Source organism: Spirulina sp. CS-785/01 (assembly GCF_028330525.1).
In the GTDB taxonomy this organism is placed as follows: Bacteria; Cyanobacteriota; Cyanobacteriia; order Cyanobacteriales; family Spirulinaceae; genus JAQMSD01.
In genome coordinates this window covers 39,713-56,389 of the sequence record NZ_JAQMSD010000148.1, presented here as the reverse complement: position 1 = coordinate 56,389, position 16,677 = coordinate 39,713, and the positions used below count along the sequence as shown (strand labels likewise).

Annotated in this window: 13 protein-coding genes and 1 pseudogene; 9 read left to right on the top strand and 5 right to left on the bottom strand. The window is 40.0% G+C overall.

Annotated elements, in window-relative coordinates:
• The first annotated feature begins 5 nt into the window (after nt 1-5).
• From PN462_RS09630 to PN462_RS09620, 3 genes are all read left to right on the top strand, one after another.
• Nucleotides 6-677 carry a hypothetical protein gene (locus PN462_RS09630; RefSeq protein WP_272127927.1) on the top strand — a complete coding sequence of 224 codons (672 nt, stop codon included), beginning with the start codon at nt 6-8 and terminating at the stop codon, nt 675-677.
• The gene (locus tag PN462_RS09625) at nt 667-1,449 is read left to right on the top strand and encodes a DUF1822 family protein (protein ID WP_272127926.1); all 783 of its coding nucleotides are present in this window, start codon (nt 667-669) and stop codon (nt 1,447-1,449) included. Before PN462_RS09630 ends, PN462_RS09625 begins: the two co-directional genes overlap by 11 nt.
• 64 nt (nt 1,450-1,513) lie before the next feature.
• The gene (locus PN462_RS09620) at nt 1,514-5,629 is read left to right on the top strand and encodes a CHAT domain-containing protein (RefSeq protein WP_272127925.1); all 4,116 of its coding nucleotides are present in this window, start codon (nt 1,514-1,516) and stop codon (nt 5,627-5,629) included.
• 129 nt (nt 5,630-5,758) lie between these two features.
• On the opposite strand, the pseudogene PN462_RS09615 reads toward PN462_RS09620, so the two are convergent.
• Nucleotides 5,759-6,049, bottom strand: a pseudogene (locus PN462_RS09615) (DUF2887 domain-containing protein); the annotation flags it as partial.
• 207 nt (nt 6,050-6,256) lie between these two features.
• Here PN462_RS09615 and PN462_RS09610 point away from each other — a divergent pair.
• On the top strand, nt 6,257-6,421 hold the full coding sequence (locus PN462_RS09610; protein ID WP_272127921.1) for a hypothetical protein: 165 nt from the start codon (nt 6,257-6,259) through the stop codon (nt 6,419-6,421).
• Nucleotides 6,422-6,609: 188 nt separating this feature from the next.
• Here the strand turns inward: PN462_RS09610 and PN462_RS09605 are convergent, their stop codons facing one another.
• Complete coding sequence (locus tag PN462_RS09605) at nt 6,610-7,008, bottom strand: hypothetical protein (protein ID WP_272127920.1); 399 nt, start codon at nt 7,006-7,008, stop codon at nt 6,610-6,612.
• A 313-nt stretch (nt 7,009-7,321) separates the two neighbouring features.
• On the bottom strand, nt 7,322-9,052 hold the full coding sequence (locus PN462_RS09600) for a tetratricopeptide repeat protein (RefSeq protein ID WP_272127919.1): 1,731 nt from the start codon (nt 9,050-9,052) through the stop codon (nt 7,322-7,324).
• A 172-nt stretch (nt 9,053-9,224) separates the two neighbouring features.
• Here PN462_RS09600 and PN462_RS09595 point away from each other — a divergent pair, with 172 nt between their 5' ends.
• The 5 genes from PN462_RS09595 to PN462_RS09575 all read left to right on the top strand — a co-directional run bounded on the left by PN462_RS09595 (nt 9,225) and on the right by PN462_RS09575 (nt 15,697).
• Entirely contained in the window at nt 9,225-9,560 is a 336-nt protein-coding gene (locus PN462_RS09595; RefSeq protein ID WP_272127918.1) for a hypothetical protein, read from the top strand.
• A 188-nt stretch (nt 9,561-9,748) separates the two neighbouring features.
• Entirely contained in the window at nt 9,749-9,973 is a 225-nt protein-coding gene (locus PN462_RS09590; RefSeq protein WP_272127917.1) for a hypothetical protein, read from the top strand.
• Nucleotides 9,974-10,087: 114 nt separating this feature from the next.
• Nucleotides 10,088-13,285, top strand: a complete 3,198-nt coding sequence (locus PN462_RS09585; RefSeq protein ID WP_272127916.1) for a helicase-related protein — start codon at nt 10,088-10,090, stop codon at nt 13,283-13,285.
• A complete protein-coding gene (locus tag PN462_RS09580) occupies nt 13,278-14,819 on the top strand; it encodes a hypothetical protein (protein ID WP_272127915.1) in 1,542 nt (513 codons plus the stop codon). The genes PN462_RS09585 and PN462_RS09580 overlap by 8 nt, the downstream gene beginning before the upstream one ends.
• Nucleotides 14,820-14,869: 50 nt before the next feature.
• Nucleotides 14,870-15,697 carry a hypothetical protein gene (locus PN462_RS09575; RefSeq protein WP_272127914.1) on the top strand — a complete coding sequence of 276 codons (828 nt, stop codon included), beginning with the start codon at nt 14,870-14,872 and terminating at the stop codon, nt 15,695-15,697.
• Between the two features lie 85 nt (nt 15,698-15,782).
• Here the strand turns inward: PN462_RS09575 and PN462_RS09570 are convergent, their stop codons facing one another.
• Together PN462_RS09570 and PN462_RS09565 are read right to left on the bottom strand one after the other, a co-directional pair.
• The gene (locus tag PN462_RS09570) at nt 15,783-16,169 is read right to left on the bottom strand and encodes a type II toxin-antitoxin system VapC family toxin (protein ID WP_272127912.1); all 387 of its coding nucleotides are present in this window, start codon (nt 16,167-16,169) and stop codon (nt 15,783-15,785) included.
• A gap of 1 nt (nt 16,170) precedes the next feature.
• A complete protein-coding gene (locus tag PN462_RS09565; RefSeq protein ID WP_272127911.1) occupies nt 16,171-16,404 on the bottom strand; it encodes a hypothetical protein in 234 nt (77 codons plus the stop codon).
• Nucleotides 16,405-16,677: the final 273 nt, after the last annotated feature.

The following is a 16,677-nucleotide window of genomic DNA, read 5'->3' as shown; positions in this document are numbered from 1 at the left end:
TTGATATGTTAACGCAATTAATCGGAGAGATTTGTCAGTTGTCTCTCAGGAGTCCAAAACGACGCAAGTTAATGAATCGTCTGTTGGGGGAGTTGCAACACCTCCCCCAGTTACGAAAATCTACCCATCCCGATTATTTAGCGGCCTTAAATCAAACTTGGGTTTGGGTGAATACCTATCTCTGCGAGCAATTTGATGCGAGTTTACCGGATGTACCCACTCGGTTAGCTCAATGGATTAATGCTTATTTATTTTGGCGCATTAAGGACTTATATGGACAAAGGGGAAAGGAGGTGAGTTTAAATGAAGCCAGGGGGGAACAGGAATGGCTGGACTTGTTACCGGAGACGGGGTTTAAAAGTCCCAGTTTGACGGGGTTAGATCGGTATATTGAGCAGTTAGAGCAACAACAGCAAGAAGATTATGGGATACAGTTACGCAACTATATCACAACTGATCCAGAAGGCAAGTTACAATCTTGTCATCCCAAGCAATATTCTCAGGCCAATTGTCAAGTTTTGCTACAGCGACATTTGTTAAAACAACCACCGGATAAAATAAGCACCATTGCGCGGGATTTAGAAATTAACTATCAAACCCTCAATTCCCACTGGAAACGTAACTGTCTCCCTTTACTCCGCACCCTGGCTAACGATATTTTAGAGCATGATGACTAATCCGACATTTCCTAGTATAACTATTCCTTTAGGTCGTGAAGCCCACGAGTTTGCCCGTCAGGTGATAAGTGAGGCCATGCAGTTTGCTGAAACTCCCCAAAAACAAGCGGTGGGGAAACGAGTTTATTTGAATAGTTTAGCGGTTTATGCGGTGCAAAGTTATTGTAAGTGGCAATTCATTGAATGTGAATTTCATCCCCATGGGGGGTTATTTGCGTATCAAGATATTGCCCCCCTTACACTAACTCATATTGGTACAATCGAATGTCGGCCTGTGCAAAACCCGGAGCTATTTTCTTTCCCTCCCGAAGCAACAGAAGATCGGCTAGGATATTTATTTGTTCAGTTTTCGGAGTCTTTGACGGAAGGGGAGTTATTAGGGTTTATGCCAAGGTTAGATATTACAGTATCTTCTCCCACTATTTACCGCAACCAATTACAATCTCTGGATGAGTTTATAGACTATCTATTTCGCTTAGAAACTGCGACTAATCTTTTAACTCAAGGGACTGATCCCATTATACAACAAGTGAGAGAACAGTTAAGTCAATTTTCCCTCACGGAAATTATAACCCAATTAGAGCAAATTTACCGCCAAGACCCACCCCCAGAGCAACCGTATTTAGTGCAAGATGTGTTATCCGGCCAAGGACAAGTTTTAGAGATGGGGATACAACGGGAAACTCAGGTTGAGGAGTCGGTTGTTTCTCTTAATATCGAGGTTATTGAACAATTTTGGCATCAATTGAAAAATCTTTGGTCTCAGGAGTAGTGGGTGATTTTTTTAAGGTGCAAATATGGTAAAATTTAGATGAGTTTTCTAGGATTAGAGAAGTATGGAAGCTAACAGTATAGAATCCTACAATGAGTTAATTGATAAACTATTTAGTTGTGCCGATGGGGAGGAGGCACAAGTTTTACAAAATAATAGTCATTTAATTGACGATACGCTGTTAGAGTTATTACAAAATATTGCCCAAGAGTACCAAGAAGCAGAGGATCAGTTATCCTATCAATGGATTGATCAACAGATTGATTGGGTAATTGAGTATTTAGACCAAGATTTGAACAAAAAAATAGACTATTATGAGTTTTTCTTTATTGCTTTAGGTATTATTGAACAAGAAAATGATTATATTCAATTGGTGAAAGAAGTTTTAGCAGAAAATTTGGATAAAATAACCTTAGAGTTTCGAGATTTCTTTTATCATTATGGGGTGCAAGCAGTTTTAAAAGAAGAAGACGGTAAAACAGCCTATCAAAATGCACTGTGTATTAGTTATTTTTGTTGGGTGATGCAGCTTTTTACTCAAGGAGATGAAGATATTAATTTAGAGGTTGCTTTAGCTGGATATAAGGTTTTAGAACATTTTTTTACTTATGACAAGTATCCAGAAAATTGGGTCGAGTTACAGAGTGAAAAAGCATTTCTTTATACTGATGCTAATTTTGGAGATCGGTTAGAGAATATCGAAAAAGCAATTCAACTTTTTCAGAATGCTTTACGAGTTTATACTCCCATAGAATTTTGGGATGATTGGTTTAGGAATCAATACGCTTTAGCGTCTCGCTATTATGAAAAGTTTCAATTAAATTATAGTAGTGAAGATTTAGAAGCAGGCATTCAATGTTATCAAAGAGCGTTGCAGTTTTGTGATTTTAATCAATTGTCTGAGTTAAATCAAGAGACTTGGGGAGAAATTCAAAATGATTTAGGGATTGCTTATATGGCGAGGTTGAAAGGGGAACGTTTTGATAATTTAGAAAATGCGATCGCAGCTTTTCAAGCAACTCTAAAAGTCTTTACCCTAGAAGACTACCCTGAAAATTATTCACTGAGTTATAATAATTTAGGATGGGCATATTATAACCGATTAAAAGGAGAAAGGATAGACAATATTGAAAAAGCAATTGAATCTTATAATTTAGGATTACAGGGATGTAGTGAAAACGAATTTATAGGAATTTGGATTAAACTTCAAATAAATTTATCTGTTGCTTATTTAAAAAGCTATAAGGGCAATATAGAAAAGAATCGACAAAAAGCCATAAATGCTTGTGAGTCAGTTTTAAAAGTGCTTCAACCAAACGACGATTTAGAGATTTTTGGTAAAATAAAACTAAACTTAGCCTATGCGTTTCAATGGCGAAAACGAGGTAGAATTGAGAAAAATAAACAAATTGCTTTACAACACTATCAAGACATTCTAGAATGGTGTACCCCTGAAAACTATCCGGAGATTTGGGCATTAGTTCATAATAATTTAGGGACGTTATATTTACAGTCTAATCAAGGGACGAAAAAAGAAACCATAGAGAAAACAATTCATCATTACCAAAGCGCGTTACAAACTTATTCAAAACAGTTTGATCCGTTGAATTGGGCAATGATTCATCATAACTTAGGTTATGCGTATTATTCTCGTCAAATTGGCCAACGAAGTGATAATCTAGAATTAGCTCTACAAGAGCTTAATATTGCTTTAGAAGTACGCCAACGAGAGTATTTTCCCTATGACTGGGCAGACACACAATATCAACTCGCCTTTGTCTATAAGGATAGACTACAAGAGGATTGGTGGGACAATCAAGAAATGGCCATTGAATGTTGTCAAAATGCCTTAGAAGTGCATACCCAAGAAGACTATCCAGCGCAGTGGGCAAAACTCCAAAATTTGTTAGGAATGATTTATGTCGATCGCCAATATGGGGATAGTGCAGAAAATCAAGAACAAGCGATCGCATATTATCAGAACGCCCTCCAGATTTACGCCCAGTTAGAATCATTAGAAGACTGGTCTAATGTTAAATTAAACTTGGGGAGTGTGTATTGCGATCGCCTTACCGGAGATGAAGCCAAAAACCTTGAAACAGCCCTCGTTTACTACCACGATGCGTTAAGTGTGCGAACTCGTGACCAATATCCCGAAGACTGGGCATCTCTGCAAAACCACTTAGGCAAGGTCTATAGTTCCAGCCTATACGAAGAGCAACCCGAAAAACTCATCCTTGCCATTCACCACTATCAAGCGGCCCTAGAAATTTATAACCCCGAAGACTATCCCCAAGAATGGGCCATGGTGCAGAATAATCTAGGGAATAGCTATCAGAGTGATGGTAAAATTGAAAGCGCGATCGCAGCCTTTCAAGCCGCCCTCACCATCACCCAACCCCAAACCCACCCCCAAGACTGCCTCAGAACCGCCCGTAACCTCGGAGAAGCCGCCCTCGAAGCCCAAAACTGGTCAAAAGCCATCCAAGGCTATAAACTCGCCCTAGAAGCCGCAGACCACATCTACAGCCAAACCCTCACCGACGACCTCCGGCAAATTCTCCGAGAACAAACCACCCCCCTTTACGATAGCCTCATCGAAGCCCTCATCCGCAACGGCCAACCCCAGCAAGCCTTCCTCTACAGCGAAAAATCCCGATCCCGCTACCTCGTCGAACTCATGGCCAGTCAAACCCTCTCCCCCCAAGACAACCTCCCCCCCCATCTCCAAAACACCCTACACCGCTTCGACCAACTGCAACGCCAAATTGATCGCGTCCGTCTCCGGGCCCAAAACCTCCGCAAAAAACTCCACCCCCACCAGCAAACCCCCCAAACCGCCAACCGTGCCGCCCTCGCCGCCTTCAACCATAGCATCAACAACCTAGAAGTCGAAAAACAAGACCTCTGGCAAGAAATACGCCACCTCGACCCCGTACTCGCCGGACAACTACACAACCACACCCCCACCCTAGACCACCTACAAACCCTCATCGACCACCGCACCACCGCCATCCTCAGCTTTTACACCACCCTCGACACCACCTATATCTTCATCGTCACCCAAACCCAAATTCACCACTACCCCCTCCCCGACCAAAACTACCAAACCTTGCAAACATGGATTGAAAACCAATGGTTAACCCCCTATGCCGAAGCCTGTCAACCCCAAGCCGCCCCCCAAACCAAGCTACAATGGCAACAACAAATCCCCCCCTTCCTCCACCAACTCGCCCAACGACTACAACTCAACCCCCTCATTGAACAATATCTGCAAACCATCGAAGAACTCATCATCATCCCCCACCTCTACCTCCATCAAATTCCCTGGGCCGCCTTACCCCTGCGTCCCAACTACCACCTCAGCGACAAATTCCTCCTCCGCATCCTCCCCAGTTGCCAAGTCCTCGACTTTTGCCACCAACGGCCCCCCCTCACCGCCCAAAACTACGCCATCATCGAAGATGCCACCGAAGACCTCCCCTGCGCCCAATTTGAAGGGCAACAAGTCGCCACCCTCTACAACATCCCCCCCACCCACCGACTCACAGGCCGCAGCCAAGCCACCGTCCACAACTATCGCCACCTCCTCCAACAACAACAGATCAACGTCCTCCTCGCCAGTCACCACGCCCAAACCCGCCTAGATCAACCCCTAGAATCTACCCTACACCTCGGCGATGGGACCATTACCTTGGGGCAACTCATGACCCCCGCTTGGCGACTCCCCCACCTCGCCGAAGTCTTCCTCTCCTGCTGTGAAACCGGGTTAGGAGTCGCAGAAATTAGCGATGATCTCCTCACCTTATCCACAGGGTTTCTCTGTGCTGGGGCCAGAAGCGTGATCAGCAGTTTATGGGCCGTTGACGACATCGCCACCGCCCTCTTTTCCATCTTCTACCACCGCTACCGTCATCAAGGGGCTTGTCGTCCGGCAGCACTCCAACACGCCCAAAGCACCCTCCGCACCCTCACAGGAGACACCCTTGCACAGGAGTATCAGCCCACCCTAGAGGCATTTTTAGAGCAACGGTTTCGCCAAGCCGAGGAAACCCGCAAACGGTCAGTCAGTCTCAGTAACCGCCAAGTGCGAAAAAGTCTGAGACGCTTAGTGCAAGAGGAATTCCCCTTTGCTCATCCTTACTATTGGGCTGGGTTTACTTGTGCGGGGTTGCGTTAAGACAGTCAGAAAAATCACCTTATATGACATCCGGTTAATCCTTATAAGTTCGTAGTAAGCCCTTTAGGGCTTGCAATAAGGCTTAGAATAAATTTAGAATAACTTGATTTAATACAAATCAAGCGGATTTCATATTAATTCATTGACAATTTGTTGCACCGTCTCTAACGGAAGATTAACCAATTCAGCAATTTCTTCAGGACTATTGCCTCGGTTCAGCAAGTTTTGAAGAACATTTTTTCTTTCTTCTTCACGTCCTTCTTCAAAAGCATCTTGATAAAAGCGGGTTTGTTTTAAATCGGTTAATCCTAACATGGCTGCAATCTCCTCCCGACTGGCTTGGGGTAACTTATAAATGACAATGGTTTCAATTAAATCTATGATATCCCGTTGAAGCGGGGCCGGGGGTAAATGGGTCTGAAGTGGGGAGTCAAAATTTTTTTTGAAGGGGTGTAACTCAAGCAGGGAGGGGCTTTTAGGGGGGTTGGGATAGGAGAGTCTCAAAAAAATTGCCCAATTTTTGCATAATTTTTCCGCTACCCCCCGGTTAGTTAGTAAGGGAACAAAAAGTATTGCGGGCCTGCTTGCTTTTCCCGATTCACTCGTTTTGAATTGGAGAATCTAGAAATGAAATATTTGGTCTTACTCACCCTGCTGGTTTTGGGTTGCGGGGGAACGGTACAAGCTGCTCGTTTACCGGAGAATACGGAGGGTTTCGGTTTAGACAATTCGGTCATTTATCAAAATGGAACGGATGATGACGATGATGATCCCATTGTTCCCACTTATTAAATAATGGGATAAATATGCCTTGGGTTTAAACCCAAGGCTAAGAGCTTAAACCTGTTGAAAACAGGTTGGGTGATTAATAAGATAATTCAAAATTTAGTGGTTACAAGTCTAAGGGGTAAAGAAGCCCTAAAGGGCTTACTACGAACGTATAAATATATCTGAATGCTTACAGTTATAAGCTCATTGAATTAATAATTTAGCATTATCTCAATTACAGCTAAAGGGGGATCGGAAAAGAAGACTAATTTCCCCAATACGGTTAAAATTCCTGTGACCAAAATTCCTAATATACCAAAAAAGCCGATGGTAAAGGTATTGAGTCGAGAGTTACTGTCATCAATGCGAGTATTGGTGTCTTCAATGCGTTTTTCGAGGCTAACACGAGTGTCTTCAATTCGTTTTTCGAGGCTAATACGAGTGTCATCAATGCGTTGATCGAGTCGCTTGATCTCTCCCTTTACTTCTGTGAATTGTACCTCCATGTTTTTCTCTAGGTTATCCATCTTTTGATCGAGGTGATCCATTTTATTGTCAAGACGGGCCATGAAGGTTTCAATTTTGGTTAAGTCTGTATTGGTTTTAGCCATATTTAATTCCTAGACAATAAATTTTTCGTAAGTATTAAGGTAATGTTACCTTAATGCGCCTTGGGTTGAAACCCAAGGCTAAGAGCTTAAACCTGTTGAAAACAGGTTGGGTGATTAATAAGATAATTCAACATCTAGCTGTTACAAGTCTAAGGGGTAAGCCCTTTAGGGCTTACTACGAACCGATCAGCAATATCTGAATGTTTACAGTTTTTTGATGTAGAAAAGGGAGGTTGCAGGACAGGCACTATTTCTCATTATCTAGAATACCCCTTTTTTAGAAAAAAGTCAAGGAATTTCTAATCCAAACCCCTTAACTTTTCTTACTCTTTGAAGGGGAGACAGTTTGCAACCGTTGATATGCTAAAACTCGCCAAGCCATTAACTCTGGAGGCTGCCAGGTAATGCCGAATTGGGATTGGGTGGGGAGATGGTTTAAGCCGTTTTGCCAGTAGGTTTGGGCTTCGGTAAACTGATTGAGGGCTTCTAGGGTTTGGGCATAGAGAAAATGCGTTGTAGCTTTTTTTTCGTCTAATTCTAAGGCAGTTTGTAAATAAGCTAGGGCTGTTTTATAGTCATTTTGGGTTAAATACGCCCAACCGATATTTTTGTATAAGGAGGCTTGGATTCCGGTTTTGGTGACTTGGGGGAGGATGGCTAAAATTTGTTCAATGGCTGCTTGTATATTTCCTTCTAATATCTCTAAACGGGATAAGTTACTAATAGCTGCATGGGTAGCTTTACTATGGGAATTGGCTGCCAATTGATACTGCTCTCTCGCTGCGTTGATTTCCCCTAACTGTTCGTAGGTTGAGCCTAAGTTATAATGGGCGTGGGGGAAGTCGTTTTGATAGTCTAAACTTTGTAGGAGAGACTGTTTGGCGGTGTGTAAGTTGCCTTGACAATAGTGTTTATAGCCTCGTTGGTTGAGTTGTTTGGCGATGAAGATTTGGGTGATGGGGTTACGGAGGTTGGGGTGGAGGGTGTAGGTTTCGGAAGGGTCTTTTTTGAGTAGGGTTTGGGCGGCTAATTCTTGGACAATTTCGGGTAATTCTTGTAATTCATCTAAACTGGTGAAATAACGTTGAATATCTGTGAGGGTGAGGGGTTGGGTTTGCACAGCTAAGGCGGTGAGAATTTTGCGGCCTGTTTCTGATAGATTGCTGTGGTGTTTTTTGAGGTAGGATTCGATTAAGTTGGCTAAGGCGAGGGTATTTTGTTTTAAAAAGGCGGTAATATTCCCCTCCCAGTCGTCTTGGATGGTTTGGAGGAGGAGGTTTAAGGCTAAGGGGTGGTTGCCGTAGGGGTGACTTAACTCTTGTAACTGGGAGTCGTTGGGGGATAACCCCTGTTGCTCTACCCACAGACGCACTGCGTCATCACTTAACCCTTCGAGATGGAGGGTTTCTTTTACTTCTTCTCCCAAGGGGGTGCGACTCAATAAGACGACACAACCTGCTTTTAGGGGCTTTAGGGCGGTTTTATCCCCTTTCCAGTTGTCGATGATGAGTAAGGTTTGGGGGGTGAGGGTGGGAATTATCTCATTTAAATGAGAAAAATCACGCCATATCCCCTGCTCGAATTCGGGGGCGAGGTGTTGTAGGAGGCGCACCCCTAGGGCGGTTTTACCGATGCCGGGCATTCCCCAAATGCCGACGACAGAGGGGGTTTTGGTGAGGATGATTTCTTGGAGTTGTTGTAATTCGCTTTGGCGGCCATAGATGGGCTGAGGGTGGGGGGTGTTGCCCCAGTCGATGGTGGAGGGGCGGGTTGAGGGGGTGGACTGTTGGCTGGTGTGTTTTTGGTATTCTTCCATTAATAGCTGTTGTAACCGGGCGAGTTTGCCTGGGCCGCGGCCTCCGCCGATGTCGAATTTGTTATATACTTCGCCTAAACGCTTCTGGAGGGCGGCTTTGGTGACTCCCAATTCTTGGGCTAAGTCTTGGACGGACTCTCCTTCTAAGGCGCGGGTGAGGACTTCCAATTCTCGATCTGAGAGGTTGAATTTTTTGGCGGCTTGGAGGATGAAGGTTTTGGGGAGCATGGGTGTTTTGGGTGGCTGTGTGGGTTAATTGTATCTTATTTTTATATTTAAATGAGATTTGGGTTGACAGTCATCTACGATTAGGGTTAATCTAAGTGAGGTTAGGTGAGTTCCACGAAGTCTGCTGAATGCTTGCCTAACTCCCTCTTTCTTTCTCTTTTCAGATTTAATTATGGATGAAGTTGTCAAGAAGGTGGCGGCCTTGGGATTACCGGGGGTCATTTTGGTAATTACGATGGCGGCTACGGGGTTAACGGGGGCGGCGGCGATTACCTCTGCTCTGGCGTTTTTAGGCGGGCCGGCGGGGATGCTCGGTGGTCTGGCGATGTTGGGGATTACGGGGTTAATTGCCGATGCGTTGGCGAAGGTGGGGTTGGAGACTTTGTTGTTGGAGATATACCGCGATCGCAAGAATTCTGAGTCTCTGTCCCGTTTGTTAAATGAGATCGACCGTCTCCCGACTTCTGGGGAGTTGAAGCAGAAGTTAAAGACGGAAGTTCGGCGTTAATTTTCTTTCGTGAAGGAGTATTGCAACCATGTTGGAAGAAAAGGCGATTGCGGGGTTAGCGAGTGCCGCCACTGGGATTCCGGAATAGCTTTGATTAACTTTTGTAACGACTTACGTAATTTGGCAGGTTGAAGCAGAAGTTAAAGACGGACGTTCAAGGTTAAGTTTATTTAAGGAGTATTATTACGATGTTAGAAGAAACAACGATTGCCGGGTTAGCGAGTGCGGCTGCTGCGATTCCGGGTTCTGTGACTGTAGCGACGGTGACGGCCCCTGCACCTGGGATTTTAGGGGTAATTGGTTTTACGACCACAACGGCGGTTACGCTTCCCATTGCAGGGGTTGTGGCGGCTTCTGCTGCGGTGGGGTATGGCGTTTACACGGGGGTAAAGTGGGCAAAGTCTAGAGATTAGGTTACGTTTTGTAACACTTTGCGTAATTTTGACCCATTTTTTTTGAGAGGTCTTTAGGAGGGTTGTCTGCCTCTGTTCTAATTACAAGACACAAAGTCAATTAAATCATTTTTTATGTCTAATCAAGAATTATCTTGGAATCCGGAAGTCCCTAATCAACGAGTTCGCCTAACAAATAGTGGCCGTGAAGGAGTCACTACAGGTAAAACCAGAAAGCATCCACAAGGGCTAATTGTAGAAATTCGTTTTGGTCCTAATGAAGTTGCTCGCAAAAAATACAAAGACCTAGAGCTTTGTCTAGATCAAGAAAGTCTTAGAGATTTATTTAAAAAAGGAATTTACGGTAAACCTAGTAATTTAAGACAAATTTTAACCTTTGAAAAAGTTAAAGGACATCTTACTAATGTCTTTTATAGCATGGAGTCTAGTAATACAGACTTTTATGCTTATCAGTTTAAACCTGTAATGAAATTTTTAGATTCCCCCATTGGGCGCATACTAATTGCAGATGAAGTCGGTTTGGGTAAAACAATCGAATCAATGTATATATGGAAAGAAATACAAGCTAGAGAAGATGCAAGGCGATTAATAATTATTTGTCCATCTATGCTTAGAGATAAATGGGTTAATGACTTAAAAAATAGATTTAATCTTTATGCCGAAGTTTTAAAAGCTAAGGAATTATTCAATAAATTACAAAATTTTTCTAAAACTGGTCAACCTCATTCATTCATATATGTAGCTAGTTTAGAGGGAACAAGACCTCCCAAAAATTGGGATGATCAAGAAACAAAAGGAACAAGAGCAGAATTAGCTCGCTTATTAAATCAATACAGCACGCAAGAAACAAAGTTATTTGATTTGGTCATTTTTGATGAAGCGCACTATTTACGAAATCCAGAAACAGCTAATAATAAGCTCGCTCGTCTTTTCCGTGAAGCTTCAGAACATTTGATTTTGTTAACAGCTACTCCCATTCAAATTCGTAGTGATAACTTATATCAACTTTTACGTTTGATTAGTCCTGAAGATTTTTATGACTCATTTAATTTTCAATCTATGTTAGACGCAAATAGACCTATTATTCAGGCTTTAAGTTTAATTTGGAATATATCTAGTGCGTTAGATAGTGAGTCAGATGAGAAAATCAATCAAGCCAAACAAGCAATTGAAGAAGCCCTACAATCACAATACTTTTCTAATAACTCTAGGTTAAAACAAGTTGCTTCAGAACTTGAGCAATTAAAAAATGGTTTCCTTTCAGAGGAAACTAAAGTTAAATATGCTCAAATTTTAGAAAGTTCTTCTCTATTTGGTCAATACATGACCCGAACTCGCAAACGTGATGTAATGGAAAGAGCTAAACGTTCACCACAGGTTCTTAGTGTCCACTTTTCAGAATTAGAAAAACAAATTTATACTAAAGTTACTCAAAGTATTCGCAAAAAAGCTTATGGACAAAGAGGGGTAGCTGTATTTAGTTTAATTGCACGACAGCGACAGATGGCTAGTTGTATGGTTGCTGCATTGAAGTCTTGGAAAAAACAAGATAAACTTAATGATTTTTTAGATAATGAATCAGAATATGATGAAAGTGGTGAATTTTTCTGGGAAGACCTTGGCAGATTGCCTAACCAATCAAGACAATATGATTCTAACTTTTCTTTCGATTACGATGTAGATATTAATGAATTAATTTATAATGACACTAAATACAAGAAACTTATTGAGTTTTTAAAAGATCAACTCTCAAAGCATCCAAAAGAAAAGTTTGTTTTATTTGCTTATTTTAAAGGTACATTACACTATCTTAAAAAAAGATTAAATGAAGATCAAATAACAAGCTGCCTTATTCAAGGTGGTATGAAAAGAGAAGAAAAACAAACTATTCTTGCTGAATTTAAGAATAACTCTCAAATTCCAATTCTCTTATCTTCCGAAGTAGGAAGTGAAGGGATTGATTTACAATTTTGTCGAGTCTTAATTAATTATGACTTACCTTGGAATCCCATGCGTGTTGAGCAAAGGATTGGAAGGTTAGATCGTATTGGACAGACAGCAAAAAATATTTCAATCATTAATTTTAGTTTGGTTGATACTATTGAAGAACGTATTTTAGAAAGATTATACGAAAGGATAAATATTTTTAAAGAAAGTATTGGTGATGTTGAAGAAATTTTAGGAGATCTCACAGAACAACTACTCCTTGAGCTTCTTAATCCTAATCTCAATAAATCAGATCGACAAAAATTAGAAGAACAAAAAATTCGGGCAATTACTTATCAAATTTCACAGCAAAGACAGTTAGAGAATGAAGCAATTAATTTAGTCGCTTTTTCTGATTATATATTTGACTATATCAATAAAAGTCGTAGCAAAGGACGATGGTTAAAACCAGAAGAGTTAGAAAGCTTTGTTAATGATTACTTTCAAATTCAATATCCTGGAACAATTATAAAACCTAAAAGTGATCAAAATCATGTTTTTGATATACAACTAGCTGATGAAGCAAAAAATAGCTTAAAATTATTTTGCCAAGACAAGAAGCTACCAGTACAAACATCACTTCATATACCTAATCGTACAGTAACTTGCTTTTTTGATCCGAAAATTTCTGATACAGTAGGGCGCAAAAATTGGGAGTTACTCGATCCAAGTCATCCTTTAATTAAATGGATAGCAAATCAATATCAGTCTAACCAACAAACATTTTATCCGGTTTCTGCTCTAAGACTGACTGATAAACAAGCAAAAATAATTGATAGTGAACTTATTATTGGAATTTATGTTTATATTATACAAATTTGGCAGTTTGATGGGTTACGTCAAGAAAATAAGTTAGTTCAGAAAATTATGCGTTTGGAGGATCAAGAATGTTTATCTAATAGTTTAGCTGAAGAATTAATCTCTGTTATTTCAGTACAAGGGAAACAACGCACAAATGCCAAGAACTTAATTGAAGATTTTGAAAAAATACTACAACTCTATGATCATTGTGATGAGCTTTTACAAGATGAATTTTTTGAAGCATCTGAAGACTTTAAAAAAGAAAATGAGGATTGGTGCAATGTTCAAGAAAATAAAGCTAAGAGCTTTCATGAACGCAAAATATATGAAATACAGGAAAGAATCAAAACTTTAAAGGCAGAAAATAAAACTAAAGTGATTCCTGCCTTTGAAGGTCAAATCTCTAAGTTACAGCAAAATTTGCAACTAACTCTAGACAAAATCGATCAAAAACGTACAATTACAGAAAAAAATCCTACATTAGCAGCAGGATTAATCTTTATCGAGGAGAAAAATCATGTCTAATTCAACATTAAGTATCAATATTGGGATTGACTGGGGAACAAGTTTTAGCAAAATTTGTGTTCAAGCCAATGACACAGAGCAATCTGAAATAGTTGTTTTTAAAGATTTATCGTTAGATGGTACATTTTTATTATCTAAGATTGGAATTTTAAGTAATGGACGACTATTAGCAGGGTTAACTAAACCAGAATGGGATAAGTGTAAATCTCCTAATATGTTTGAGGTAAATTTTCTAAAAATGCGTTTAGCAAATATTGATCTACCCCAACAAAACCACTTATTTGAGTTTAGTCCACTCCCTCAATACAAAGGTGATAATCTAAATTTGCCTAAAAATTTAGAAAACTTAGGAGCTTACTATTTAGCTCAAGTGATAAAAAAGGTTAAAAATTGGTTTTGCCAAAAATATCCTCAACGAATTAAAAATCGAGAATTAGAATGGAGCGCTAACGTAGGCGTACCTGTACAATATTGCAATTCTCCTAGCCTAACTTGTTTTGAACGGGTATTGCGTATAGCATGGTTGCTTACTGAGGAATTGGATTTAGATTCATTAACTTTTTCTGACTTAAAAGCAGTTACTCAAACCCTTACATCTAAGATTGATGACCAAATCCCTTGTTTTGCTGTACCAGAAGTAGCAGCAGGTACTTACTTTTATGCAACATCACGGGAACGAAAAGAAGGACAATTTCTATACGTTGATATTGGAAGTGGAACAACTGAATTTTGTTCGTTTCATCTTGGTATTGAAGGAGGATTACCTAATATTTCTGCAATCAAAGCCTATACTCCTCCAATTGGTATAGATGCTATAGCTTATGGTATTGCTTCAGAATCTAAAATCCCTTTTGAAAAGGTACAAAATTTGCTAAATGGCGATTATGAAGATTTAGCGGATCAAATAAGTGCTTTAATTAAAACGTTTGACATTCAGCCTAAACAAAAAGAATTTATCGCAAGTGCAGATCAAGCAATATTACAGAATTATGAGCTTAGTTATGTTCCTAGTCGTTATATTACCCAAAAAGCCATTGATCAAGAAAAAATTAAAATCTCTAGTAATAATACAAGAATGTTATTAGAGTTGATGTTATGGGAGCGAGCAATTCATTTAGTAACTGCATTGATTTCCAAAAATACTAACGGAGAAATTTTGCTAGGTGGAGGAGGATGTGATTCTAAATTTTACCGTTATGCGATTGAGTCTACTTATACAGCATTTAAACAGTACCGCTCAAATGATTATTGTCCTTTAAAATTTAAAGATGTTACTCTTAAAGAGTCTCCTGAAAATTTCAAAATGAATGGTATAAAACCAAAGTATTCTCATCGTTTCACGATTGCCTTTGGTTTATCTATACCTAACTATGAAATGCCTGATTTTCAGTTACCAAAATTGCAAGATTCTTTAAATCTAAAGCCCACTTCTTCAGAATATAAAAAAGGAATTGAAGGCATTTTAGCGGATTTGTATTTTTCTGGAAAAAATAAAGAAAATTTGAGTGTGACAGGTGATTGGCGAGATACATAAAAACCAAAGGAATGCTCAGATAATAGTCACCCCTCTATCAACTTCTAGCCATGACACAACCACAACTCATCCAACAGGCCAAACAGGGTAATGCAAAAGCGATCGCTACCCTCATCAACCAATCTCTCAAGACAAAAAAGATTCAAGTCGTGAAATACTCTTTCAAAGAGGGATGTTTGAACCTGATGCTGGAAGGTGAAGAAGTCCCTGCTCAAGACGCAATGACCAATTTGGTGCGCCAAGGACTCACAAAAATTAATAGTCCAAAACTACAAACCGTACAGCTTCATGCTAAAAAGAAAGGCCAACCTACTACAATCTGGCAACAAACAATTGATTTCCCATCAGCAAAAACTCAAACCAATAATCGCTCTACCTCATCACACAATAGTCAGCGTTTACAAAAAAATTACAAAACTTCCAGTGAAATCAGTCAAGGTAACACTGGATTGACTCAACTGTTAGAAGCATTCCACAAACAAAGACTGGCAATTTTAGGAATAGCTATCCTTGGGTGTTTGGCCACCTTTCTCCCTTGGCTTCATGCTCCAATGGTAGGCAGTGTTTCTGGTGCAAGGGGAGATGGATGGATCACCCTAATTTTATTTATACCTGCTATTGTCTTGAGCTTGCGGGGCGATCGCTTAACTCCCTTAGTCGGAAATTTTCGTTTAGGGGCAACCATTCCAGCAGGACTCGCTGCATTTATTGGACTCTGGAAAATTTCTGATTTGAATAGCATCGTGTCTGATATGAGTGATGATAATCCTTTTGGAGCAATGGTTTCTTCTTCTATAGAAGTTGGTATCGGTTTATATTTACTCATTGCAGCAGGAATCGCCCTCTGTGTTGTAGCGTGGGTCTTAGAAAAGCGATAGTTTCTTTTTTTAGAAAGATAATCCCGCTTTATCTATTCAGGACGCATGAAAATTATTTTATTTAACTAACTAGAATGAAATGAGTTTATGGATAGTTCAACAAATTAAGATTAGGAATAAAACGGTAGTCTTTTTGATTTTTGCTGAGTAGAGCAATATTTTCTGAAATGACTGTTGCAGCAATAAGGGCATCGGGAATCAGTAGGTTATGGCTTAGGTTATAGGTTTGTATGAGTTGGATAGCAGTTTTGGAGATTACTTCGTTTAGGTTTAATCGATAGAATTGGTTAAGAAATTGATTGAGATGTTGTAATTCTGCTTTGTTACGACAACCGACAATTAATTCCATTTCTGTGATGCTGGAAATATTTAGCTGATATTGTTGAGATTCTTGGATAAGGCGTTTTTTGGCAGTATTGTCATCGTTGGCAATGTCGATTAGAATATCGGTATCGATGAGTAATTTCTGCATATTAACGAGTCCATTGATTCTGACGAAGGTTTCGCACCCATTGTTGACTGTCTTGGGTTTCGGGTCTATCACTCCACATTCCGACAAAGTGGTGATTTTCTAATTTTAATGGGACTGACTGAGCTTGATTTTTTTCAGCATTTGCTTTGAGGGATTGGACAAATTCGGCTACTTTTTGCTGCGCTTCTGGGGATAGGTTTTGAATTTCGGTTTTGAGAGTTTCGATTTCAATCATGTTTAAAACGTTGTACCATAATGAATTAGTATATCTAACTTTATCACAAATTTCCTCAAAACTCGATACTCCAATCAAAATATTTATATTTGTTGAATGTGCTATAATTATAAAAAAAACACACTCCATAAAAAGAGCAAATCATGTTAACTCTAGAGAGCGTGAATAGAAGCGTGAATAAACAATTAAAGCAGCCTAAACGTAATCCTAAATTAATCTTGAAAAACAGAGTGCATCTAAACCAATAATTATATCATTAACCTCAAGAGCGAG

Excerpts from the sequence above, each read along its gene's own strand:
- PN462_RS09605 (WP_272127920.1), bottom strand. The coding sequence starts at position 7,008 with ATGGCTAAAACCAATACAGACTTAACCAAAATTGAAACCTTCATGGCC.
- PN462_RS09620 (WP_272127925.1), top strand. The coding sequence starts at position 1,514 with ATGGAAGCTAACAGTATAGAATCCTACAATGAGTTAATTGATAAACTA.
- PN462_RS09600 (WP_272127919.1), bottom strand. The coding sequence starts at position 9,052 with ATGCTCCCCAAAACCTTCATCCTCCAAGCCGCCAAAAAATTCAACCTC.
- PN462_RS09585 (WP_272127916.1), top strand. The coding sequence starts at position 10,088 with ATGTCTAATCAAGAATTATCTTGGAATCCGGAAGTCCCTAATCAACGA.
- PN462_RS09595 (WP_272127918.1), top strand. The coding sequence starts at position 9,225 with ATGGATGAAGTTGTCAAGAAGGTGGCGGCCTTGGGATTACCGGGGGTC.
- PN462_RS09570 (WP_272127912.1), bottom strand. The coding sequence starts at position 16,169 with ATGCAGAAATTACTCATCGATACCGATATTCTAATCGACATTGCCAAC.
- PN462_RS09580 (WP_272127915.1), top strand. The coding sequence starts at position 13,278 with ATGTCTAATTCAACATTAAGTATCAATATTGGGATTGACTGGGGAACA.
- PN462_RS09630 (WP_272127927.1), top strand. The coding sequence starts at position 6 with ATGTTAACGCAATTAATCGGAGAGATTTGTCAGTTGTCTCTCAGGAGT.
- PN462_RS09610 (WP_272127921.1), top strand. The coding sequence starts at position 6,257 with ATGAAATATTTGGTCTTACTCACCCTGCTGGTTTTGGGTTGCGGGGGA.
- PN462_RS09625 (WP_272127926.1), top strand. The coding sequence starts at position 667 with ATGATGACTAATCCGACATTTCCTAGTATAACTATTCCTTTAGGTCGT.
- PN462_RS09575 (WP_272127914.1), top strand. The coding sequence starts at position 14,870 with ATGACACAACCACAACTCATCCAACAGGCCAAACAGGGTAATGCAAAA.
- PN462_RS09565 (WP_272127911.1), bottom strand. The coding sequence starts at position 16,404 with ATGATTGAAATCGAAACTCTCAAAACCGAAATTCAAAACCTATCCCCA.
- PN462_RS09590 (WP_272127917.1), top strand. The coding sequence starts at position 9,749 with ATGTTAGAAGAAACAACGATTGCCGGGTTAGCGAGTGCGGCTGCTGCG.